The sequence below is a fragment of the Arthrobacter sp. RIT-PI-e genome (assembly GCF_001187915.1).
Lineage (GTDB): Bacteria > Actinomycetota > Actinomycetes > Actinomycetales > Micrococcaceae > Arthrobacter_D.
In genome coordinates this window covers 38,180-61,115 of record NZ_LGIU01000097.1, presented here as the reverse complement: position 1 = coordinate 61,115, position 22,936 = coordinate 38,180, and the positions used below count along the sequence as shown (strand labels likewise).

At 71.0% G+C, this 22,936-nt stretch carries 20 protein-coding genes, 1 tRNA gene and 1 pseudogene; 6 read left to right on the top strand and 16 right to left on the bottom strand.

What is annotated here, in order from left to right:
* Positions 1-23: 23 nt before the first annotated feature.
* From purM to AC792_RS14595, 10 genes are all read right to left on the bottom strand, one after another.
* Positions 24-1,139, bottom strand: coding sequence for a phosphoribosylformylglycinamidine cyclo-ligase (gene purM, locus AC792_RS14630; protein WP_049831226.1), 1,116 nt, complete (start codon positions 1,137-1,139; stop codon positions 24-26).
* Positions 1,136-2,695, bottom strand: coding sequence for an amidophosphoribosyltransferase (gene purF, locus AC792_RS14625; RefSeq protein ID WP_049831225.1), 1,560 nt, complete (start codon positions 2,693-2,695; stop codon positions 1,136-1,138). Before purF ends, purM begins: the two co-directional genes overlap by 4 nt.
* A gap of 60 nt (positions 2,696-2,755) precedes the next feature.
* Positions 2,756-3,883, bottom strand: coding sequence for an EAL domain-containing protein (locus tag AC792_RS14620; protein ID WP_049831224.1), 1,128 nt, complete (start codon positions 3,881-3,883; stop codon positions 2,756-2,758).
* Between the two features lie 13 nt (positions 3,884-3,896).
* Positions 3,897-4,070, bottom strand: coding sequence for a DUF1059 domain-containing protein (locus tag AC792_RS16615; protein WP_082177783.1), 174 nt, complete (start codon positions 4,068-4,070; stop codon positions 3,897-3,899).
* A 106-nt stretch (positions 4,071-4,176) separates the two neighbouring features.
* Positions 4,177-4,434 carry a hypothetical protein gene (locus AC792_RS14615; RefSeq protein ID WP_049831223.1) on the bottom strand — a complete coding sequence of 86 codons (258 nt, stop codon included), beginning with the start codon at positions 4,432-4,434 and terminating at the stop codon, positions 4,177-4,179.
* Complete coding sequence (locus AC792_RS17380; protein WP_160317655.1) at positions 4,431-4,709, bottom strand: hypothetical protein; 279 nt, start codon at positions 4,707-4,709, stop codon at positions 4,431-4,433. Before AC792_RS17380 ends, AC792_RS14615 begins: the two co-directional genes overlap by 4 nt.
* Positions 4,710-4,728: 19 nt before the next feature.
* Positions 4,729-6,270: a DUF2079 domain-containing protein gene (locus AC792_RS14610; protein WP_049831222.1), complete on the bottom strand. Its 1,542-nt coding sequence runs from the start codon at positions 6,268-6,270 to the stop codon at positions 4,729-4,731.
* Entirely contained in the window at positions 6,267-6,632 is a 366-nt protein-coding gene (locus AC792_RS14605) for a sterol carrier family protein (protein WP_049831221.1), read from the bottom strand. The genes AC792_RS14610 and AC792_RS14605 overlap by 4 nt, the downstream gene beginning before the upstream one ends.
* Before the next feature lie 10 nt (positions 6,633-6,642).
* Positions 6,643-7,650, bottom strand: a complete 1,008-nt coding sequence (locus AC792_RS14600) for an asparaginase (RefSeq protein WP_049831220.1) — start codon at positions 7,648-7,650, stop codon at positions 6,643-6,645.
* A gap of 118 nt (positions 7,651-7,768) precedes the next feature.
* Positions 7,769-9,421, bottom strand: a complete 1,653-nt coding sequence (locus AC792_RS14595; RefSeq protein WP_049831219.1) for a molybdopterin-dependent oxidoreductase — start codon at positions 9,419-9,421, stop codon at positions 7,769-7,771.
* A gap of 93 nt (positions 9,422-9,514) precedes the next feature.
* Here AC792_RS14595 and purD point away from each other — a divergent pair, with 93 nt between their 5' ends.
* Positions 9,515-10,807, top strand: coding sequence for a phosphoribosylamine--glycine ligase (gene purD, locus AC792_RS14590; RefSeq protein ID WP_049831218.1), 1,293 nt, complete (start codon positions 9,515-9,517; stop codon positions 10,805-10,807).
* Positions 10,804-11,703, top strand: a complete 900-nt coding sequence (locus tag AC792_RS14585; protein WP_049831217.1) for a phosphoribosylaminoimidazolesuccinocarboxamide synthase — start codon at positions 10,804-10,806, stop codon at positions 11,701-11,703. Before purD ends, AC792_RS14585 begins: the two co-directional genes overlap by 4 nt.
* A 256-nt stretch (positions 11,704-11,959) precedes the next feature.
* Here the strand turns inward: AC792_RS14585 and AC792_RS14580 are convergent.
* The 5 genes from AC792_RS14580 to AC792_RS14560 all read right to left on the bottom strand — a co-directional run bounded on the left by AC792_RS14580 (position 11,960) and on the right by AC792_RS14560 (position 19,171).
* A tRNA-Pro gene (locus tag AC792_RS14580) sits at positions 11,960-12,033 on the bottom strand.
* 84 nt (positions 12,034-12,117) lie between these two features.
* Positions 12,118-13,971, bottom strand: a complete 1,854-nt coding sequence (locus AC792_RS14575) for an ABC transporter ATP-binding protein (RefSeq protein ID WP_049831216.1) — start codon at positions 13,969-13,971, stop codon at positions 12,118-12,120.
* Positions 13,968-15,812 (bottom strand): ABC transporter ATP-binding protein, encoded by a 1,845-nt coding sequence (locus AC792_RS14570; RefSeq protein ID WP_049831215.1) that lies wholly within the window; start codon positions 15,810-15,812, stop codon positions 13,968-13,970. The genes AC792_RS14575 and AC792_RS14570 overlap by 4 nt, the downstream gene beginning before the upstream one ends.
* 106 nt (positions 15,813-15,918) lie before the next feature.
* Entirely contained in the window at positions 15,919-16,866 is a 948-nt protein-coding gene (locus AC792_RS14565; protein WP_200903424.1) for a metallophosphoesterase, read from the bottom strand.
* A gap of 1 nt (position 16,867) precedes the next feature.
* On the bottom strand, positions 16,868-19,171 hold the full coding sequence (locus AC792_RS14560; protein WP_049831214.1) for a transglycosylase domain-containing protein: 2,304 nt from the start codon (positions 19,169-19,171) through the stop codon (positions 16,868-16,870).
* 35 nt (positions 19,172-19,206) lie between these two features.
* Here AC792_RS14560 and AC792_RS17125 point away from each other — a divergent pair, with 35 nt between their 5' ends.
* The 3 genes and pseudogenes from AC792_RS17125 to AC792_RS14550 all read left to right on the top strand — a co-directional run bounded on the left by AC792_RS17125 (position 19,207) and on the right by AC792_RS14550 (position 20,770).
* A complete protein-coding gene (locus AC792_RS17125) occupies positions 19,207-19,362 on the top strand; it encodes a DUF4177 domain-containing protein (RefSeq protein ID WP_120147317.1) in 156 nt (51 codons plus the stop codon).
* Positions 19,359-19,852 (top strand): annotated as a pseudogene (locus AC792_RS14555) (RidA family protein). The gene AC792_RS17125 and the pseudogene AC792_RS14555 overlap by 4 nt, the downstream one beginning before the upstream one ends.
* Positions 19,853-19,855: 3 nt before the next feature.
* Entirely contained in the window at positions 19,856-20,770 is a 915-nt protein-coding gene (locus tag AC792_RS14550; protein ID WP_049831213.1) for an NUDIX hydrolase, read from the top strand.
* 80 nt (positions 20,771-20,850) lie between these two features.
* Here the strand turns inward: AC792_RS14550 and AC792_RS14545 are convergent, their stop codons facing one another.
* Positions 20,851-21,528 carry a Crp/Fnr family transcriptional regulator gene (locus AC792_RS14545; protein ID WP_049831212.1) on the bottom strand — a complete coding sequence of 226 codons (678 nt, stop codon included), beginning with the start codon at positions 21,526-21,528 and terminating at the stop codon, positions 20,851-20,853.
* Positions 21,529-21,734: 206 nt separating this feature from the next.
* On the opposite strand from AC792_RS14545, the gene AC792_RS14540 reads away from it, so the two are divergent.
* Positions 21,735-22,934: a MarP family serine protease gene (locus tag AC792_RS14540; protein ID WP_235436821.1), complete on the top strand. Its 1,200-nt coding sequence runs from the start codon at positions 21,735-21,737 to the stop codon at positions 22,932-22,934.
* Positions 22,935-22,936: the final 2 nt, after the last annotated feature.

Here is a 22,936-nt window from a genome sequence, read left to right as displayed (position 1 = left end):
GCCAGGTGTCAGTGCAGACCCGCTCAGGCGTAGGCGCCCAGCAACCGGCCCGCGCCGCCGTCCACGCCCTTGGCGCCCTGCACGTAGTCCGGGCCGTCGGTGCTCCCCGTGCCGGCGGTCCCGACGGTACCCATGGTCCAGGACGGGAGACCGGCGTCGTTCAGCTGCCGGAGAGCCGCGTCGGCGCCCTCCTCCCCGACGATCGCCACCATGCCGACACCGAGGTTGAGGGTGCGCTCGAGGTCCGGCAGCGGAACCGAGCCGAGCTGGGACACGAGCGTGAAGATCGGCGGGAGCTCCCAGGTGGAGCGGTCCACGGTGGCCTCGAGGCCCCGCGGGAGCACACGGGCCAGGTTGGCCGCGAGTCCGCCACCGGTGACGTGGCTGAAGCCGTGCACCTGGGCGGCGTCATTGCGGGCCAGCGCCAGGCAGTCCGCGGCGTAGATGCGCGTGGGTTCCAGGAGTTCCTCGCCGAGGGTGCGGCCGAGTTCGGAGACCTGCCGGTCCAGCGCCCACCCGGCCTGGTTGATCACGCGCCGTACCAGCGAGTACCCGTTCGAGTGGAGGCCGGAGGAGGCCATGCCGATCACCACGTCGCCCTCGCGCACCCGCTCGGGGCCGAGAACGCGGCTCGCCTCCACCACGCCCGTGGCGGCACCGGCGACGTCGTACTCGTGCTCGCCGAGCAGCCCCGGGTGCTCCGCGGTCTCCCCGCCCACCAGGGCGGTCCCGGCCACCGAGCAGCCCGCCGCGATGCCGCGCACGATGTCCGCGATGCGCTCGGGGACCACCTTGCCGCACGCGATGTAGTCGGTCATGAACAGTGGTTCGGCGCCCACCACCACGATGTCGTCCACCACCATGCCCACGAGGTCGAACCCGATGGTGTCGTGGATGTCCATGGCCTGCGCGATCGCCACCTTGGTGCCCACGCCGTCGGTGGACGTCGCCAGGAGCGGTCGCGTGTAGGTGAGGAGCCGGGAGACGTCGAAGAGACCCGCGAAACCGCCCACCCCGCCGAGCACCTGCGCGCCGTGCGTGGCCCGGACGGCGTCCTTCATGAGCTCGACGGCGCGGTCCCCCGCTTCGACGTCGACGCCGGCGGAGGCGTAGGTGATGGGTCCGGACGGCATGCTCATACTCGCTCTTTCCTGTCTTCAGCGGTCAGGACGGGCTCGAACTCCGCGTCCGGGCCCGGGTCGCACCCGGTGGCCCCGGGCTTGTCCGCGGGATCGACCCGCTCCAGCAGGTTCTTGCCGAGGCGGTCCTCCTCCGGCAGTTCGATCGGGTACTGCCCGGTGAAGCAGGCCGTGCAGAGGCGCTCGCGGGGCTGCTGCGTGGCGTCGATCATGCCGTCCTCGGAGATGTAGGCGAGGCTGTCCGCGCCGATCGAGGAGCTGATCTCGTTCACCAGGGCGCCGTTGGCGATCAGTTCCGCCCGCGAGGCGAAGTCGATGCCGTAGAAGCAGGGCCAGCGCACCGGGGGCGAGGAGATCTTCACGTGCACCTCCGCTGCGCCGGCCTCCCGCAGCATCCGGACCACGGCCCGCTGCGTGTTGCCGCGCACGATGGAGTCGTCCACCACGACGATGCGCTTGCCGCGGATCACGGACTCCAGCGCGTTGAGCTTGAGCCGGATGCCCAGCTGGCGCAGGGTCTGGCTGGGCTGGATGAACGTGCGCCCCACGTAGGCGTTCTTCACGAAGCCGTGGGCGAAGGGGATGCCGGACTCCTCGGCGAAGCCGACGGCGGCCGGCGTACCGGACTCCGGGACGGGGATCACGATGTCCGCGACGGCGGAGTTCTCCCGCGCCAGCTGGCGGCCCATCTCCACCCGCGACTCGTACACCGAGCGGCCGGCGATCGAGGCATCGGGACGGGCCAGGTACACGTACTCGAAGACGCAGCCGGCCGCCGTCGGGGTGGCGAAGCGGCGGCTGCGCACGCCGTCCTCGTCGATGGCGATGAACTCGCCGGGATCGATCTCGCGGATGTAGCTCGCACCCACCGTGGCCAGTGCGGCCTGCTCCGAGGCCACCACCCAGCCGCGCTCGAGCCGACCGAGCACCAGGGGGCGCACCCCGTAGGCGTCGCGTGCGGCGTAGAGGGTGCCCTCGTCCATGAACACGAAGCAGAAGGCGCCGCGGATGCTCGGGAGCAGCTCCATCGCGGTCTCCTCCAGGGAGCGGTCGTCGTCCCCCGCCAGGAGCGCCGTGACCAGGGCGGTGTCCGTGGTGTTGCCCTGCGCGAGCTCACCGGCGCGAGGCTTGCCGTGACGGTCGAGGACCATCTGGTAGAGCTCGGCGGAGTTGGTCAGGTTGCCGTTGTGCGCCAGGGCCACCGTGCCGGCGGCGGTGGCGCCGAGGGTGGGCTGGGCGTTGGCCCAGTGCGAGGAACCGGTGGTGGAGTAGCGGCAGTGCCCGACGGCGATGTGCCCGGCGAGGGTGTTGAGGGTGGATTCGTCGAAGACCTGGGACACCAGGCCCATGTCCTTGTAGACGTTGATGCGGGCGCCGTCGCTCGTGGCGATCCCCGCGGACTCCTGGCCGCGGTGCTGCAGTGCGTACAGCCCGTAGTAGGTGAGCTTGGCCACCTCCTCGCCGGGTGCCCAGACACCGAAGACACCACAGGCATCCTGTGGTCCTTTCTCGCCGGGGAGAAGATCGTGGGAGAGTTGTCCGTCGCCGCGCACCATGGCCCCATTCTCGCACGGGGTGCCAAGGGGTGGGCCTCCCATGGGGCTGTCCTCCGGCTCTCAGCGCAGGGACGCGGTGTCCTCCGAGGCGATCCTGCCGATCAACCGCTCCAGGCGTGCCACTCCCACGTACCGGCCGGCGTTGTCCGTGACCAGCAGCGGGGAGAACCGGTCGGAGCGCTCCCGGGTGATCGAGCGCGAGAGCGCCTCGCCGATCCGGGTGTCCACGTTGACGATCATCCCGGGACGGAACATGCCGAACCGGGCCTCCTCCTCCGACAGCACGGCCACGGGGCGGTGCCCGTCCAGGAGCACGAGGTCGGTGAGCTGCGGGTCGGCCTCGAAGCGCGTCGTGGCCTCGGTGAGCGAGCCCGCCGTCGTGGCGGGTTCCAGGACGCCGCGTACGGTGGACGCCGCGACCGGCTGCGGCCGGCCGGACAGGCGGAGCGCGACGTCGAGGTCCACCTCCTGCCAGGGTGGGCCGGGACGTCCGAGCAGGTACCCCTGCAGCAGGGGGACGCCGAGGGCGGCGAGGGTGTCGAGCTCCTCCACGCGCTCGATGCCCTCGGCGAGGATCCAGGCGTCCACCCGGTTCGCGAAGATGCCGAGCATCTCCACCAGGGCCCGTTTCGCCTCGTCGAGGTCCACCTCGCGGACCAGCTCGCGGTCCAGCTTGATCATGGCCGGCCGCACTGCGAGCAGGTGCTGGAGCCCCGCGTACCCGGATCCGGCGTCGTCGATCGCGATCATCGCACCCGCGGACCGCAGCGACTGCAGATGCGGCTCGAGCTCCACGTAGGAGTCGATCGCCGCCTGTTCGGTCAGTTCGACGAAGACACCGCCGAGGTGACCCTGCTCGGCCCACACGGCCCGGACGGCGGGGGTGGCGAGCAGGGGAGGGGAGACGTTCACGGTGAGGAAGCAGTTGCCCGGCAGGGCGCTCCGCTGCCGGAAGGCACTGCGCAGTGCCGCCGCCTCGAGCTCCGCCCCGTACCCGTCACGGCGTGCCCGGGCGAACCACACCTCGGGGTCCTTCACCTCGTACCCGGGGAAGCGGATCAACGCCTCGTAGCCGACCACCGACCCGCGGACGGTGTCGATGATCGGCTGGTACGCGGAGGTGATGCCCTCCCCACGGCACGCGGACGCCAGTTCGGCGGCGTCGATCTCCTGCTCGGAGGGCTGCACCGGGGCCGTGGTCTCAGACCGTGGCGATGTTGGCGCGGACCGCGCCGACCATCTCGGGGGAGACCTGGGTCAGACCGTGCACCACCCCGGCGTGCGAAGCGACCTGCGCGAGCACCTCGTCCTCCGAACTGCAGACCCAGCGGGCGTCGCAGCCCGGTACGACGTCCCCACACGCAAATGCTTTCATGACACTGTCCTCCATCGAGCTGCACGGCACCCGGGTGTCGGATGTCCCGTGCACACTCTCGACAGCCGGGTACCCCTCCGTTAGCGGATCCGGTAATCCCGTTGCCTCAGGTATCGTCCTCGGTCCGTTCGGCCCGGGCCCGCTCGGCACGCTTGACGCTGCGCCGGTCGAACACCAGCACCAGCAGGGCCGCCAGGAGCAGCCCCGGCAGGGCGAGCACCACGGTGAAGAACCCGAGGACGGACTCGCGCGTCAGGGTGGGATCCTGCTCCCCGGTGTAGGCGATCACGAGCGCGGCGAGGAACCCGAGGAGCGCGCCCACCACCATGAAGGGGATGAACTTCGGCGCCCTGCGGACGGTCACCTCACGGTAGGCGGAAGGCGCTGCAGCGGACGGTCCCGGCCCGGGGTCCGCCGCTGGACCGGGACCGGGACCGGGACCGGGACCGGGACCGGGACCGGGACCGGGACCGGGACCGTCGGCGGAGGCATCGGCGGGGATGGCGGCGGGGCCGCCCGCGGCGACGGCCCCGCGGCCGCGGCCCGGTCCGCCGCGGTCGGCTGCCCGGCGGCCGGCACCGCTCCCCGCAGGTCGGGCTGCTCGGGGATGCCGTTCGTCGAGGGCTGCTCGGAGGTCATGGTCCAAGGCTAGCGGGACTCAGCGACGCCGCTCGACGAGCTGGTACCCGGCGTCGTCGAACACCAGGGTGTACTCCGTGCCGGGGAAGCGCTGCTCCGCATGCGCGACGGCGTCGGCGGGCCGGGTGCCTCCCCAGCTCCAGTCCTCGGCGTCGACGATCAGGTAGTCCGGCGCGGGGTTCGCATTGCCGAGCCAGTACACGCGGGTCTCCGGCACCAGGTACGCCATGAGCACCACGCCGCTCTCCACCGTGGCGTCCTCGGGGATGAGCTCCATCATGCGGTGGGCGGCGTCCCAGCGCGGCGACTGCCGGTAGGTGTCCGCGTCGGCGAGCGCCGCGAACTCCGAGGAGGGCAGCAGCGAGAGACCCGCCACGAGGGCCACCGGGACGCCGAGACCCGCGACGGTGCGCAGCGGGCGGAGCGGGCTGCTGCGGAGGTTCTGCACGCCGTCCGCGAGCGCCAGGAAGAGCACGGGCATCAGGACGGCGCTGTAGTGCCACTCGGGCCCCCAGTAGACGTCCTCGCCGGAGACGAACCGCCACAGCAGCGTGGGTACCAGCACCAGGGCCAGCGGTGAGCGCAGGAACAGGACCCCGCCGGCCACCAGGAGCAGCAGCAGCGTCTGGTACTTCGCGGGCCCCGACACGAGGTCGACGACGGCGCTCCCGGGGTCGGCGAGCATCGCGCCGACGTCGATGCGGTCCGAGTAGTCGTACTGGCCCCCGGTGTTCAGGGCGGGCAGGATCACCCGGACCGAGAGCACCAGCCACAGGGCTCCCCAGGCCGCGAGCCACCATCCGGCTCGGGACCTGAGCCGCCAGGCGAGTACCAGCCCCAGGGCCATCACGGTGAGCCCGAGGTCCTCCTTGACGAACACCAGCAGCCCGCCCCACACGACGGCGGGGACCACGCGCCGCCGCAGCACCGCCTCGAGGCCGAGCGCGAGCAGCGGCACGGCGAACGCGATCTCGTGGAACTGCGCGGCCACCGCGGTCTGCAGGCCCCAGGACAGGGCGTAGGCGACCCCGAGGCCCAGCCCCGCGGCCCGGCCGAGGAACTGCAGGCCCACCCGGGTCACCACCGCGACGGAGAGGCCGAAGAGCACGTCCTGCACCAGGAGCACGGTGAGACCCGACGGCGCGGCCGCGTACACGGGGCCGAGCAGCACCAGCAGGGGGCGGAAGTGGTCACCGAGGAGATTGAAGCCCTCGCCCTTGATGGGCACGATCGGGGCGCCCGCACCCGCGTAGGCCTTGGCGAGCTGGGTGAAAATCCCGAGGTCCCAGGACGGCGAGGCGAGCCGGTTCCACTGGGTGACAGAGAAGAGGCAGTAGAGCGCGGGGGCGGCCAGCCCCAGCAGCCAGGCCGACGGCGGTTCCCGGCGGAGGGCGGCGACCGCCCGGCCCGGCCGACGGCGCGCCTCGGCGCCCTGCGATCGAGGATCCCGGAGCCGCCCGGGTACCCTCGAACCGGTCCGCGCGTCCGGGCCCACCTCGGACGGCAGGCCACCCGGCGCATCACCACCGGCTCCTGCCGCGGCGGTCCGGTCCGTGCTCATGGGGTGCGGCCGAAGATCGGCAGCCACGCCTCGAGGTCGGCGCGGGAACCCGACGCCGCGACCTTGCCGGCGGTCACGGCCTCCGCCCAGGTCTGTTTCCCGCGGACCAGGGCCAGCCAGGTGGCGGCATCCGTCTCCACCACGTTCGGCGGGGTACCGCGGGTGTGGCGGGGCCCCGCCCCGCACTGGGGGACACCGAAGGGCGGCACGCGCCCCCCCACGCTGTTGCCGGGCGCGAGTGCGGCGAGTTCCTCCAGGGCGAAACGCACGGCGGTGGCGAGGTCGGCGCGGACGGCGGAACCGCCCTCCACCGCGGCGAGGGCCCGGTGGCCGTCCTCACCGGAGATGCGTCGTCGAGCCATCGTGCGGCCGTTACCGGTCGAGCAGGGCCAGGACCGGGGCGGCCAGGCGCAGGCTGCCCACCGGGCGCCCGCCGCCGAGCACCGGCTGCACCACCTTCTCGAGCACGGCGCCCACCTTGTCGGCGTCGATCGCGCCGGAGGCGGCGAGGAGGGTCAGTCCCACGAGCGTGGCCGCGCGGGAGCTGCCGTCGAGGATCTTGAGGGCCAGGCAGGCGCCCGTGGGCGCGGCGAGCACCAGGACGCCCTCGGCGCCGCTCTTCGCCAGGACCCCGAGATCCTCCATGACCACGGAGTTCTCCCGGCCCTCGCCGTGCACCGCCCACGGATAGTCCAGCATGGCGGTGGTGATCGTGGCCGCGCGGGCGTCCGCGTGCTTGTCCGACGGCGCCTTCGCCATCCGCCCGATGCCCCGTGCCAGGCCCGTCAGGGACACCGCGGCCACGGGTGCACCGCAGCCGTCCACGCCCCACGCGGCCACCGGTTCCTCGGTGTACTCCTCGATCACCGACGCCACGGAGCGCTGCAGGGGGTGGGTGGGGTCGAGGTAGGTGTCCGTGTCCCAGCCGTTCTCGGTGCAGGCCCACAGGAAGGCCGCATGCTTGCCGGAGCAGTTGAACGCGATGCGCTGCTTGCCCCTGCCGCTGCGGACCAGCTCGTTGCGTGCCTGCTCGTCCTGCGGCCAGTCCTCCGGGCACTGCAGGTGCTCCTCGGTGACCCCGGCGGCGTCGAGCATGGTGCGCACCACGTCCGTGTGCTCCCTGGCGCCCACGTGGCTCGCCGCAGCGAGGGCCACCTGCGGTCCGCGCAACGGGACGCCGGCCTTCATGCTGGCCAGGGCCTGGAACGGCTTGAGCGTGGAGCGCGGGAAGACGGGTCCGGTGATGTCGCCGAGCTCGGTCACCACGGTGCCGTCCGCCGCGAGGACGACGGCGGCACCCACGTGGCGGGACTCGACGAAGCCGTTGCGTTCCAGGACGGCGAGATCCACGGCGTCCGCCGTGGTGAAGGTGGAGGGCATGCCCCCAGTATTCCTCATGCGCCGCGGCTCCGGCGGGTACGACTGCGCCCGCCGGAGGGAACGGTCATCCGGCGGGCGCAGATCTGTGAGGGAGGGTGCCCTCGGCTCGGGCGTGGTCCTAGTCCACGGTGAACTGCACGGTCTGCCAGCCGGAGGCGCCGTCGGGTACGGTGTCGGCGCGCTCCTCGGTCTGCACGCCGTCCTCGGGGTCGGTGGCGCGGGCCCGCACGGTGTGGGAGCCGGAGTCGAGCCGGGCCTCGAAGGACCACTGGCGCCAGGTGTCCACGGAGGCCTCGGCGGCCAGGGTGGCCGGCTGCCAGTCCCCGCCGTCCACGGACACCTCCACCTCGCTGATCCCGCGGTGCTGGGCCCAGGCCACGCCGCCGATCATCACGCTGCCCGCCGGCACGGAGGCGAAGGAGCGGGGCACCTCCACGCGGGTCATGGTCTTGATGGGGCCCTTCTCCGACCAGCCGCGGTCCGTCCAGTACGCCGTCGCGTCCTCGAACCGGGTGACCTCCAGGTCCACCACCCACTTGGTGGCGGAGACGTACCCGTAGAGGCCGGGTACCACCATCCGCACCGGGTAGCCGTGCTCCACCGGGAGCGGCTCGTCGTTCATGGCCACGGCGAGGATCGCGTCGCGGTCGTCCTGCAGCACGGGCAGGGGGGTGGAGGCACTGAAGCCGTCGGAGCTCGTGGAGAGCACCATGTCCGCACCCTCCAGCGGCCTGGCCCGCGCGAGCACGTCCCGCAGCGGGTAGCCGAGCCACTTGGCGTTGCCCACGAGATCGCCGCCCACGGGGTTGGACACGCAGGTCAGGGTCACGTAGCGCTCGATCAGGTCGGCGTCCAGCAGGTCCTGGAAGCTGAGGGTGAATTCCTCCTCCACCATGCCGTGCACGCGCAGTTCCCAGGTATCGGCGTTCAGCTGCGGCACGCTCAGCGCGGTGTCGATCCGGTAGAAGTCACCGTTGGGCGTGATGAACGGTGTGACACCCTCCACGGGGGACTGCACGCCGGCGGGCAGCGGCGGGGCCGGGCTGGCGGGGGCTGGGAACTGCGGGTTCGCCCGCGCTGCGGTCCCGTTGTTCCGCGCCGTCGCGAGGAGGCGGCCACCACCGGCTGCCGCCGCGGCGACGACGGCGGTGAGGCCGGCCGCCGCGAAGAACCCGCGACGCGACGTGCTGCGGGGGTTGCGGACCGCGGTGGCGGCGGGAGCGGCGTCGTCGCGCGTACCGACCGGCTCCGCGACGCCGGTGCGCTGTGTGCCGTCCGTGGCGCCCCCACCAGTACTTCCGGCAGTGCTTCCGACGGCGGCGTGGTGCAGGCGGGCGATCAGCCACCGCAGCGCCAGGAGCCCTGCGGCCGTGCCGAGCACGGTGGGCAGGGCATCCGCCGCACCTGCCCCGGCGCGGGTGAGGACACAGGCGAGGATGATCGCGCCCATCAGCAGGACACCGGCCACCCCGAGCGCCCACTTGCGATAGGCCACGATGCCGAGGACGGCTGCGAGGAGGGTGATGGTGACGCCCATGCCCACGAACAGCGCCAGCTTGTCATTGGTGCCGAACGTGTCGATCGCGAATTCCTTCAGCCACAGCGGCGTGAAGTCGATGAAGGTGGACCCCATGGCGATCACAGGGGTGGCGCTGGCCCGGAAGAACGCCCCGGCGAGTTCCGCGACCCCCAGCACCACACCGGCGGCGATGATGCCGGCGAGGGCGGCGAGGGCGGTCTGTCCGCGACGGGAGGGGGTCGAGTTGCTCATGCGAGGTATTCGGAGAAGCACCCGCGAGGTATGGGTGGTGCGGGTCCGGCCCACCCGCAGGAGCCCCGGGCACCTCCAGTACGCTGTTCTACTGTGAAGGTTCTCGTACTGGGCCCCGGCGGCCGCGAACACGCTCTTGTCCGGGCCCTGGTGGCCGACCCCCTGGTGCAGGAGGTCCACGCGGCCCCCGGCAACGCCGGGATCGCCGGGGAGGTGACCGTGCACCCCGTGGACGCGAACGATCCCGCCGTCGTCACGGAGCTCGCGCAGCGCCTCGCCCTCGACCTCGTGGTGATCGGCCCGGAGGCCCCGCTCGCGAACGGCGTGGCGGACGCACTGCAGGAGGCCGGCATCCCCGTGTTCGGTCCCACCCGTGCCGCCGCGGAGCTCGAGGCGTCCAAGGCGTTCGCCAAGCAGGTCATGGCGGCTGCCGGCGTGCCCACCGCGATGGCCCGCGTGGCGACCACGGACGCGGAGGCCGACGAGGCGCTGTGCACGTTCGGCGCCCCCTACGTGGTGAAGGACGACGGCCTCGCCGCGGGCAAGGGCGTGGTGGTGACCTCCGACCTCGAGGAGGCCCGCGCCCACGCCTCGGCCTGCTTCGCGGCCGGCGGCACGGTGGTGATCGAGGAGTACCTCGACGGCCCGGAGGTCTCCCTCTTCGTGCTCTCGGACGGCCGGACGGTGCTGCCGCTGGCCCCCGCCCAGGACTTCAAACGCCTCTCCGACGGCGACGAGGGCCCCAACACCGGAGGCATGGGCGCGTACTCGCCACTCGCGTGGGCGCCTCCGGGTCTCGTGGACGAGGTGATCGAGCGTGTGGCCCGGCCCGTGATCGACGAGATGGCCCACCGCGGCACGCCCTTCGCCGGCGTGCTCTACTGCGGGCTGGCCCTCACCTCGCGCGGGATGCGCGTCATCGAGTTCAACGCCCGCTTCGGGGACCCGGAGACCCAGGCGGTCCTCGCGCGGCTGACCACCCCGCTCGGCGGAGTGCTGCTCGCCGCCGCGCAGGGCCGTCTGGAGACGATCGACCAGCTCAACTGGTCCCCGAAGACCGCCGTGGCCGTGGTGCTCGCCTCCGAGAACTACCCCGACACACCCGTCACCGGACGGCGCGTGAAGGGCCTCGGGAAGGCCGCGAAGATCGACGGCGCCTCCGTGCTGCACGCGGGAACGGTGCTGCAGGACGGCAAGGTGGTGAGCTCCGGTGGACGGGTGCTCGCCGTCGTCGGACTCGGTGCGTCCCTGGACGAGGCCCGCGCCACCGCGTACGAGAGCATCTCGCTGATCGAGCTCGAGGGCGGCCACCACCGCACGGACATCGCCCTGAGGGCGGCCCGCGGCGAGATCGAGGTCACCGGGCCCACGGCGGCGTCGCTGTGAGCGCCTTCGCCCCAGCGCACCTCGACCTGCCCGGCTGGCGCCACGTGTACTCGGGCAAGGTCCGCGACCTGTACGAGCCGGAGGACGGGCAGGGCGAGACCGTCCTCGTGGTGGCCAGCGACCGCATCAGCGCCTACGACCACGTGCTCGCCACCGAGATCCCCGACAAGGGGCGCGTGCTGACCCAGCTGAGCCTGTGGTGGTTCGAGCGGCTGAGCGGTGTGCCCCACCACGTGATCGCGGCCGATGCCGCCGGGGGAGTGCCCACCGCCGTCGAGGGCCGTGCCATGATCTGCCGGAAGCTCGCCATGTACCCGATCGAGTGCATCGCCCGCGGGTACCTCACCGGCAGCGGGCTGCTCGAGTACCGGGACTCGCGGACGGTCTGCTCCCTGCCGCTGCCCGAGGGTCTCGTGGACGGCTCGCGCCTGGAGCCGGCGCTCTTCACGCCGTCGGCCAAGGCCGAGGTGGGCGAGCACGACGAGAACATCGCGTACTCCGCCGTGGTCGAGGCGGTGGGCAGCGACGTCGCGGCCCGGCTCCGCGACCTCACCCTGCAGATCTACACGACGGCGGAGGACATCGCCCGTCAGCGGGGGATCATCCTCGCGGACACCAAGGTGGAGTTCGGCCTGGACCCCGCCACGGGGCGGATCACGCTCGGCGACGAGGTGCTCACCCCGGATTCCTCCCGCTTCTGGGACGCGGCACTGTACGCACCCGGTCAGGCACAGCCGTCCTTCGACAAGCAGTACGTGCGGGACTGGCTGACCTCGGACGCCTCCGGCTGGGACCGTTCGTCCGAGCCGCCGGCGCTGCCCGACGACGTCGTGGAGCGCACCCGGGCGCGGTACGTCGAGGCGTACGAGCGGCTGACGGGGCGTATGTTCGCCTGACGACGCCTCGTCGGATGTGCCGCCCGCGCGCCACAACGCCCGACCGGGGCACGTCCGACCGCAATCGGCGTCGTCGCTCACGGCTTCTGCGGCGGGAGCGCGCACGAACCGGCGGGTCCCGGTGCGACACGCCCCCTGAGCCCGAGAACGCGGGAGCGACGCCACAGGACGAACGCGGTCGTCGCGCGGCGGGGCCTCGGACGCATGAAAGGCCCGTCGGCTGATGCCGACGGGCCTTTCATCTGTGTACTTCCGGTCGGGGTGACAGGATTTGAACCTGCGACCTCGTCGTCCCGAACGACGCGCGCTACCAAGCTGCGCCACACCCCGGTGCTGCGCCCGGAGGACCTCCGGAACCGCAACTGTCCAAGAGTAGCCGAGGACCAGGGGCAGAGGGAAACCGGGGTGCGGGTCTCAGACCAGGGAGTCCTTCCACGCGGCGTGCAGCGTCGCGAACCGGCCCGTGCCGCCGATCAGATCGGCCGGCGTGCCGTCCTCCACCACGGCGCCGTCGTGCACCACGAGCACGCGGTCCGCGATGGCCACGGTGGAGAGCCGGTGCGCGATGATCAGCGCGGTGCGGTTGCCGAGGAGTTTCTGCAGCCCCTCCTGCACCAGGCGCTCGCTCGGGATGTCCAGGGAGGAGGTGGCCTCGTCGAGGATGAGGACGGCGGGGTCCGCGAGGAAGGCGCGGGCGAAACTGATCAGCTGCCGCTGGCCGGAGGAGACCCGCCCGCCGCGCTTGTTCACATCGGTGTCGAAACCCTCGGGGAGCGCGCTGATGAACTCCTCGGCACCCACCGCGCGTGCCGCCGCCACGATCTCCGCGCGCGTGGCCTCGGGCTTGCCGAGCGCGATGTTGTCCGCCACGGAGCCGCTGAAGAGGAAGGCCTCCTGCGTGACCATCACCACGGCGCGGCGCAGGTCCGTGGGGTCCACCTCGCGGATGTCCACGCCGTCGAGGGTCAGTTCCCCCTCGGAGACGTCGTAGAAGCGCGCGATCAGCTTGGCCAGCGTGGACTTCCCGGCGCCCGTCCTGCCCACCAGCGCCACGGTCTGGCCCGCCGGGATGGTCAGGTCCAGGGTGGGCAGCACCACGGGTCCGGTCCCGTACCGGAACCGGACGTCGTCGAAGCGGATCGTGCCCCGGGGGTGGGGCAGCGGCACCGGATTCCTCGGGGGCCGCACCGTGGGTTCCTCCTCGAGGAGCCCGGAGACCTTCTCGAGCGCGGCGGACGCCGACTGGAAGGAGTTGTAGAACATGGCCATCTGGTCCACGGGCTGGAAGAAGCGCTTGCTGTAGAGGAGCAGGGCGAGGAGCGCGCCGACCTCGAGCGTGCCGCCGAGCACGCGGAAGCCGCCGAACACCAGCACCACGGCCACCGTGACGTTGCCGATCAGCACCAGGCCCGGCTGGAAGATGCCGTTCAGGTTGATGGAGCGCACGGTGACCCTGCGGTAGTCCTCCGCCAGCTCGTCGTACCGCCGGGCGTTGACGGCCTCGCGGCGGAAGGCCTTGACGGCGCGGATGCCGGTCATGGTCTCGATGAAGTGGACGATCAGCCGCGCGGACACCACGCGACTGGCACGGAAGGCGAGCTGCGAGTGCTTCTGGTACCAGCGGGAGAGGAGGAACATGGGGATCGCCGCCACGAGGATCAGCAGGCCCGTGCGCCAGTCCAGCGCGAAGATGGTGACCGCCGTGAAGAGCATGAACATGGCTCCGGAGGCCAGTGAGCTGATCCCGGAGTCCAGGAGCTCGCGCAGCGCCTCGAGGTCGGAGGTCTGACGGGAGATGATGCGCCCCGAGGTGTACTTCTCGTGGAACTCCAGGCTCAGCCGCTGGGTGTGCCGGAACACCCGGACGCGGAGGTCCAGCAGCATGGTCTGGCTGAGCTGCGCCGTGGCCCGCACGTACCCCGCGGTCAGCACGGAGGCGAGCACCGCGGCCAGGAGGTAGGTGCCGCCGCCCACCCAGAGCAGCACCGGGTCGCCGTCGAGCAGGGCGGGCAGGGCGCGGTCGATGCCGAACGCGATGATCGCAGGCCCGGCCACCCGGGCGGCCTGCGAGACGACCACGAGCAGCACGGTCCAGGAGAACTGCCGGCGGTTCGGGCGGATGAGCGAGCCGAGGAGCCGGAAGGACCTGGCCCGGACGGCCCTGCTGCGCTCGCGGTCGAGGAGGACGTCGTCCTCGTCGGCCACACCCGAGGAAGCGGCTCCGTCCGGCTCCGGTGCGCCACCGGGTGCTGCCGTGGTGCGCCTCATGCCAGTGCCTCCTCGTCGTCGTGCTCCGGCCGTCCCATGCTGCCCGGCACCTTGGTCTCCTCGTCGTCGAGCGCTACCTCTTCGTCGTCGAGACTGGCGATCACGTACCGGTAGTGCTCGTTGCGGGCCAGCAGCTCCGAGTGCGTCCCGACGTCGGTGATCCGGCCGCCCTGCAGCAGGGCCACGCGGTCCGCGAGTGCCACCGTGGAGGGCCGGTGGGCCACGATCAACGTGGTGGTGGAGCTCAGCACGGCGCGCAGCCCTTCCTCCACCAGTTCCTCCGTGGTCACGTCGAGCGCCGAGAGCGGGTCGTCGAGCACCAGGACGGTGGGATGCGCGGCGATCGCGCGGGCCAGGGCGATGCGCTGTCGCTGCCCGCCCGAGAGGCTGAGCCCCTCCTCGCCGATGAGCGTGTCGATACCCTCCGGCAGGGTGTCGGCGAACTGCGCCTGGGCCACCTCGAGTGCCTCGGCGAGGATGCGTTCGGCCTCGGCGCCCTCGGTGCGGGAGCCCATGAGCACGTTGTCGCGGACGGAGCTGGAGAACAGGGTGGTGTCCTCGAAGGCCACGGCCACGAGCGAGCGCAGCTCGTCCAGCTCGAGGTCGCGGAGGTCCACGCCGTCGATCCGGATGCTCCCTGCGGTGACGTCGTAGAGCCGGGGCACCAGCTGCAGCAGCGTGCTCTTGCCGCACCCAGTCACGCCCACCAGCGCCATGGTTTCACCGGCCCGGAGCTCCAGGTCCACGCCGTCGAGCACGTCGCGCGTGCCCTCCTCGGCGTCGGGGTACCGGAAGTGGACGGCGTCGAGCACCAGCGCGCCGCGTGGATCGGTGAGGTGCACGGGCTCGGCGGCATCCGTGATGGTGTTCTCCGCCTCCATGACCTCGTAGTGCCGGTCGATTGCGGTCTTCGCCGTGAAGGTCATGGCGAGGAGCGGCCCGATGAACTCCACGGGCCCGGCCACGGCGGCCGCCGTGGCGAAGAACGCGACGAGTGCGCCGATGGACACGTCGCCGTTCGCCGCCAGGACGATGCCCACCACGAGGGAGGCGCCGAGGGCCAGCTCCGGCAGCAGCATCACGATCATGGAGAAGGTGGCGAGCGAGCGCGCCTTCACGATCTCGGTGTCGCGCAGTTCCTCGGCCTGCTCCTCGAAGTCCTCGAGCGCCTCGCGGCTGCGGCCGAAGGCCTTCAGCACCCGGATGCCGTGCACCGACTCCTCCACCGTGGTGGCGAGGTCGCCGGCCTGGTCCTGGCTCTTGCGGGACACCCGGCTGTAGGAGGTACGGAAGCGGTAGCCGTAGATCATCAGCGGTACGGCGGCGGCGGTGAAGATCAGCGCTAGCGGCCAGCTCGTGAAGAACATGATGGTCACGCCGATCACCACGGTGAGGGAGGTGACCACCAGCATGATGAGCCCGAAGGCCATCCACCGGCGCATGAGGTTCAGATCGCTCATGGCCCGGGACAGCAGCTGGCCGCTGCCCCAGCGGTCGTGGAACTCGACCGTCAGGTTCTGCAGGTGCCGGTAGAAGGAGGTGCGCATGTTCGTCTCCACCGTGGTGGCCGGGGTGATCACGAACTGCCGGCGCAGCGCCACGAAGGTGGCTTCGAGCACCCCGAGGAGCAGGACGACGCCGGACGCGACCCACACGGTCCGCGCGGCACCTCCGGCGGCGAGCGCATCGTTGATGAGGACGCGCAGCACCTGCGGGATGGCCAGCGCCATGATGCTGGCCCCGAGCGCGCAGAGCAGACCGAGGACCAGGCGGGGGATGATCGGGCGGACGTGCGGGTACAACCTGCCGAGGGATTGCCACAGCGTGTTCTGATTTCTCATGCCAACTCTTCGGTGATCGACGATCGTGGCTCTTGGCAACCATCGTAGGCCAGAAGAGTCGTGACGCCGATCACGCACTCGGAGTCGCGCAGCAGGCAGGACTGTCCTAGCGGGTACCCCGGGGTGTCAGGGTGAGGAGCACGGCTTCCGGCTTGCACGCGAACCGCACCGGCGCGAACCGGGACGTGCCGATGCCCGCCGAGACGTTCAGCGGCACCGTACGCCCGGCGTGGTCCCAGTCGGTGAGGCCACGCGCACGCCAGGTGGCGAGGTCGCAGTTGCTCAGCAGTGCCCCGTAGCCCGGTACGCAGACCTGTCCGCCGTGCGTGTGACCGGCGAGCATGAGATCCGCGCCGCCCTCCGTGAAGTAGTCGAGCACCCGCTGGTACGGTGCGTGGGCCACGGCCACGCGGATGTGCGGGGCGTCGGCGGAGGTGCTGCTGCCCGAGGGGTAGGGCGAGTACCGGTCGCGATCGATGTGGGGATCGTCCACGCCGGTGAAGTCGATGCGCAGGTTGCCGAAGCCGATCGACTGCGAACGGTTGGTCAGGTCCACCCAGCCGGCTGCGCCGAAGGCACTGAACAGCTCGGTCCACGGCAGTTCCCTGCGCTCGGTCTCCTTGGGGGCGAGCGAGGGGCCGGCGAAGTAGCGCAGGGGGTTCCTGAACTCCGGCGCGTAGTAGTCGTTGGACCCGGGGACGAACACGCCGGGGAACTTCAGCAGCGGCTCCAGCGCCTCCAGCAGCGGACCCACGGCCTTCCGGTGGCTCAGGTTGTCGCCGGTGTTCACCACGAGATCCGGGCTGAGGCTGGCAAGACTGCCCAGCCAGTCGGCCTTCGACTTCTGGCCGGGCACCATGTGGATGTCGGAGAGGTGGAGCACCCGCAGGGGGGTGGACCCGGCCGGGAGGATGGGCAGCGTCTCCTTGCGCACCTGGTAGAGCGTGCGCTCCACGGTGGCGGCGTAGGCGAAGGTGGCGGCCGCGGCGGTCAGGGTGAGTCCTGCGGCCCAGCCGAGCGGTGCCCCGCTCCGGGGTGTTCGAGTCGATTGCACGCTAGCCGTTTCCTCCGTTGTTGGGGATGGTGTTCCCGATGTTTCCTCCAGGAGTACCACCGAGCACGCCGCCGGTGCCAGTTCCGCCGGTACCGGTGGTGCCGTTACCGGGGCGTCCTGGGCGTGCCGGGTTGTTCTGGTTGCCGTTGACGCTCTGGCCATAGGCGAGCATGCGGGCCGGCGGGTTGGCGAAGGGTTCCCCGACGTAGAGGCCCGGGATCTGCTGCATGAACCGTGCCCAGGAGGGGGCTGCGATCAGGGAACCGTCGATCTCGGGGTACACCTGACCGCCGATCTGCAAGCCCCCGAGGCCACTGTTCTCCCCTTCGCCCTGCCAGTTGCCGATCCAGCTGGCGGTGACCATCCCGGAGTTGTAGCCCATGAACCAGGTCTGCGACCGGGCGTCGTTGGTACCGGTCTTGCCCGCCATGGGAATGCCGCCGTACTGGAGAACCGATCCGGACCCGGTCTTCATGACCTCCTGCGTCGCGGTGTTCACGCCATGGGCCACGTCCGCGGAGATCTTGCGGTCGCAGGTGACTGGGGGCACCGGGTAGCTGGTGCCGTCCACGGCCGTGACCTCGGTGAGCGCACGGGGGGTGCAGACGATGCCGTCGTTGGCGAAGCCCGAGTAGGCGGTGGCCATGGACAGCGGAGCCGCCTCGCCACCGCCACCGATGAGTGATGCGGGCCGGAAGTTGAAGCGGCCCTCTTCGCCGTCCGTCCGCTTGGCGTCGTGGACGCCGAGATCGAACCCGATGTCGCGGATGCGGCACAGGTCGAGCTCCCGGGCGCTCGACATGGTGATCGTGTTGAACGACTGGGCGAGACCCTCGAGCACGGTGGTGTTGCGGTAGTTGATGTCGCCGTAGTTCTGCGGGGTGTAGCCGTCATCTTCGAAGATCTCGAAGTTTCCCCCGGGAGCGCAACTCGCACGCCACCGATCACCTTGCGGGTAAGTACGCTTGCTGCCGTTCACCACCGTATTGAGACTCCTGCCGTCCTCCAGCCATGCCGCGACGGTGAAGGGCTTGTAGGTGGAACCCGGTTGGAACCCGCCGCCACCTCCCAGCGGCTTGGAGGAATCGGCGTTGTCGAACTCATCCACGTTAAAGTTCAGCACCGTGTTGCCCTGCCCCTCGGCGGGGTCGTACCGGGTGTTCTGGGCCATGGAGAGGATGTTGCCGGTCTTGGGATCCAGACTCGTCATGGTGTGCCCCACCCGGCCGTCCGTGGTGTCGGGGTTGGCGGTCTCCACCACGGCGGTCTGGGCGGCTGCCTGCACGCGGGAGTCCAGCGTGGTCCTGATGGTCAACCCAGAGCGGTAGAGCGTGTCCTGACGGTCCTCCATGGTTTCGCCGTAGGCGGGGTCGTTCATGATCAGGTGGGTGACGTAGTCGCAGTAGTACGGGGCCTGCTCGGCGCCGACGCAGCCGCTCAGCGTGGGGGTGAGGTTGAGGCCCAGATCCGTGGCCACTGCGGCGTCGTACTCCTCCTGCGTGATCTTGCCGTGCTCCAGCATCGCCCCGAGGACGAGGTTCCGACGCTCCAGTGCCCGCTCGGGGTTCTCGGTGGGACTGTAGTAGGTAGGTCCGTTCACCACACCGGCGAGCAGTGCGCTCTGCGGGATGGTCAGATCGATGGCGTCCACGCCGAAGAAGTACTGCGAAGCGGCCTGCACCCCGTAGCTCGTCCCGCTGAACTGGACGATGTTGAGGTACCCCTCGAGGATCTCGTCCTTCGTCATCTCCTTCTCCACGGCGATGGCCAGCTTCATCTCCCGGAGCTTGTCGCCCACCGTCTTGTTGCCGCTGTACACAGCTGTCTCGTCATTCCGGTTCGCCTCGTCGATCAGGACGTTCGTGACGAACTGCTGCGTGAGCGTGGAGGCCCCGCGGGTGGTGTCGGAGGACAGGTTGCTGGCGATGGCTCCGAGCACACCCTCGATGTCCACTCCGCCGTGATCGTAGTAGCGGTAGTCCTCGATGGAGATCAGGGCGTCGATCATGGGCTTCGACACCTGGTCGAGGGTGATCGGCTGCCGGTTCTCCTCGTACAGGGTGGCGATCAGGGAGCCGTCGGCCGCCACGATGGTGCTGGGCTGGGCCAGGGCCCCGCGCTCCAGTTCGGCGGGGAGTTCCTCGAAGAAGTCGATGGACGCCGTGGCGCCGGTCCCGGCAGCTGCTGCCACGGGAACGAGGAGTCCGGCGGCGAGCACTCCGGCGAGCGCGCTGATCCCGAGGAAGGCGACGATCTTGCCGAGGGTGGTTGCCGTGTCGAAGAGGGGTGATTTGCGAGCGGCCATTATTCCAGTTTACAAGCACGCGTTACCCTTTTCCCATGACGAAATGGGAGTACTCCACGATTCCACTCATCATCCACGCCACCAAGCAGATCCTCGATCAGTGGGGCGACGATGGCTGGGAGCTCGTGCAGGTGGTCCCCGGTCCCGACGGCAAGGGCCTCGTGGCCTACCTCAAGCGGGAGAAGAACTGACGGTGTCACCCGCGAATCCGGGGCAGTCGGCGGTCGAGGCACGTCTCGCGGCGCCCGGCATCCCCCTTCCCGAGGGGCTGCGCCGGGGGCCTCGTCCGCCCCCGCCGTGACCAGCGGGACGCTGGTGTTCACCTCCGGCCAGCTGCCCTTCATTGGGGGCGAACTCACAGCTTCGGGCAAGGTCGGCGCGCCCGGCGGCGTGGACGCGGAAACCGCCCGATCACTCGCCGCTACCTGCGCCGTGAACGCGCTCGCCGCCGTCAAGAGCCGCATCGGGGACCTGGATCGGGTCACGCGGATCGTCAAGGTGGTGGGCTTCGTGGCCTCCGACCCCTCCTTCACCGGCCAGCCCGGGGTGATCAACGGTGCCTCCGAGCTGCTCGGCCACGCGTTCGGTGACGCCGGTGTGCATGCCCGTTCCGCCGTGGGTGTGGCCGTCCTGCCCCTGGACTCGCCGGTCGAGGTCGAGCTCGTCGCGGAGTTCGTCTAGCCCGTGGACCGTCTCAGCACCAGGTACTTCCCCGTGCCCCCGGACCAGCGTGGCGCGGCGCAGAGCTGGGTGGAGCACGGTGAGCGCACCCCCCTCGCCGCCCGCCCGGCGTCGTCCGTGGTCCTCCTGCGTGACCGGGCGATCGGCACCGAGACGTATCTCTCCTACCGCCGTGGCGAGTCCCCGCTCGGGGTGGTGGGCTTCCCCGGCGGGAGTGTCGACGAGTCCGACGACGACGACGTCCGCTGGTTCGGTCCGTCCCCCTCCCTGTGGGCGAAGACTCTCGGGATGGAGGACCATCGGGCCGCCCGCCGGCACGTGCTCTGCGCGATCCGTGAGCTGTTCGAGGAGACCGGTGTGCTGCTCGCCGGCCCGGACGCGTCGTCCCTGGTGGAGGGCACGCAGGCCAAGGAGTGGATGAGGGCGCGCGAGGCCATCAACGAGGGCGAGTGCCGTTTCGCGGACATCCTCGGCCGCCGCGGGCTCGGTGTCCGGACCGATCTCATCAAGCCGCTGTCTCACTGGCTCACCCCGGACTTCGCGCACCGCCGCTTCGACACCCACTACTTCGCCGCTGCGCAACCGGTGAACCAGGAACCCAGCATCCTGGACAGCAAGGGCGTGTGGGGTGGGTGGCGCTGGGCGGCTCGTGAGATCGCCGAGCGCGACACCACCCGGCTCGGCGACGAGATCGGTCAGCAGAACAGCGTGGGCCGGACGCTCAGCGATCTCGCGGTTCCCGCCGTGGAGGTGATCCTCGAGAAGATCGGGTCCTCGCGCGGCTGCGTGGCGTACCTCTCCCACAAGCGGCCCGTGAAGGTCTACCACCCGCACCTCGCCGAGCAGGAGGGGACGCTGATGCTGGAGGTCGAGTGCCCCCGGCTCACCGAGGGCGGTTCGGCGCAGCGCGGACGCTGAAGGGCTCTCCCGCCGAGCAGGGAGAACAGCGGAAAGCACCCACCCACCGGGCGGATGCCTTCCGCATGGAGGGGGAAAGGTCAGCGGCTGCGCTGGCGGAGCCGCTGGATGTCGAGGATGACGACGGCGCGCGCCTCCAGGCGGAGCCAGCCACGCTGCACGAACTCGGCGAGCGCCTTGTTGACCGTCTCGCGGGAGGCGCCGACCAGCTGCGCCAGCTCTTCCTGGGTGAGCTCATGAGCCACCAGGATGCCGTCCGTGGCGGGCCTGCCGAAGCGGTCGGCGAGGTCCAGCAGTGCTTTCGCCACGCGGCCGGGCACGTCGGAGAAGACCAGGTCCGCGAGGGACTCGTTGGTGCGGCGGAGTCTGCGTGCCAGGGCCTGCAGGAGCTGCGCCGACACCTCCGGGCGGGTCTCCAGCAGGGTGCGGAGGTTCTCGTTCCTCAGTCCGGCCAGCCGCGTCTCCGAGACGGCCGTGGCCGTGGCGGTGCGGGGGCTCGGGTCGAAGAGGGCCATCTCGCCGAACAGCTCGCCGGGGCCAAGGATCGCCAGGAGGTTCTCCCGGCCGTCCTGGGCGGTGCGGCCGAGCTTGATCTTGCCGGAGACGATGAAGTACAGCTGATCGCCCTGGTCGCCCTCCCGGAAGACGGAGGAGCCCCGCGGGAGATCCACCTCGGTGAGCTCGTCGGTGAGGGCGGCGAAGACGTCGTCGCCCAGTGTCGCGAAGAGGGGCGCCCGGCGCAGTACCTCGATGTCCATGAATTCTCCTGATGCTTCGTGGGGGCGGCGATCCGCTCGGTCGTCTACTGTCCATCTTGCCGTACCGGAGCAGATGTGACGACTGATACAGGTTCCGGTGATCCGCCGTGGGACCCGCTCCCACGGCGCTCCCATGCTTCGCGGCTAGAATCGCTCACGTGCCGGACGGGCTGTCCCCTCCGGCGATCACAGCCAGGGGAGTGTTCGTGTCGGAAATCAGTCTCGAGGGGTTCACGGTCCTCGACCTCGTGCTGGTGGTGGTGCTCCTCGGCTATCTCGTGGCCGGGCTCCGCAACGGCTTCCTCGTCACCCTCGGCGGGATCGCCGGGTTCGTGGCCGGTGCGGTGGCGGCGTTCTTCGCCATCCCGCTGGTGAGCGAGTGGGTCCCGCAGAACCCGTGGCGCCTGATTGCCGTGATCGGCACCCTGATCGTCCTGATCGTCGTGGGTCAGGGCATCGGCTCCGCGCTCGGGGCGTCGATCCGCAGGTGGTCCGACTTCCCGCCGCTGCGCTTCGTGGACCGGCTCCTCGGTGGGGTGGTCAACGTGGTGGTCGCAGCGCTCGTGCTCTCCATGCTCGCGTTCAGCGTGGGTACCCTCGGGGCGCCCTTCCTGTCGCAGCAGATCGCCGGGTCGCAGGTGATCCGTGCCATCGACTCCACCACCCCTGCCCCCGTGCGCTCCTGGATGGCGCAGCTGCGGAGCATCGCGGTGGACGACGGCATCCCCACCCTCCTCGAGGGCGTAGGTCCCGCCGTCCCCGCCCAGATCCCCGATGCCTCCGTGGACACCCCGGAGCTCACCGCAGCCGGCTCTTCCGTGGTCCGGATCACCGGTACCGCCTTCCAGTGCGGGCAGAACCAGACGGGGTCGGGGTTCGTCGTCGCCCCCGGACGCGTGATCACCAACGCCCACGTGGTGGCCGGGGTGGATCAGCCGGTGGTGGAGGTGCCCGGAGCAGGAGCCCGGCAGGGGCGCGTGGTCCAGCTGGACACGGCCCGCGACATCGCCGTGATCGCCGTCGACGACCTGCCGGCGTCCCCGCTCCCGCTCGGTGAGGAGCTGGACAGCGGGGCGACGGCGGCGTTCGCCGGGTATCCCGCAGGTGGTCCCTACCGGATCCAGCCCGCGAGCGTGCAGAGTCTCTCGCCCGTGCTCGTGAACGACATCTACGGCGCCGACCCCCAGCCGCTCCAGGTCTACAGCCTCGCCGCGAACGTGCAGCAGGGGAACTCCGGGGGGCCGCTGCTGGATCTGCAGGGACGCGTTGCCGGTGTGGTCTTCGCGAAGTCCACGGCTGACGCCCCGGTGGGCTATGCACTCTCCCTCGAGGAGCTGCGCCCCATCGCCCTGGGCGCCCCCGGCCTGAGCGAGCCCGTCTCCGCAGGTCGGTGCACGCGCGGCTGACG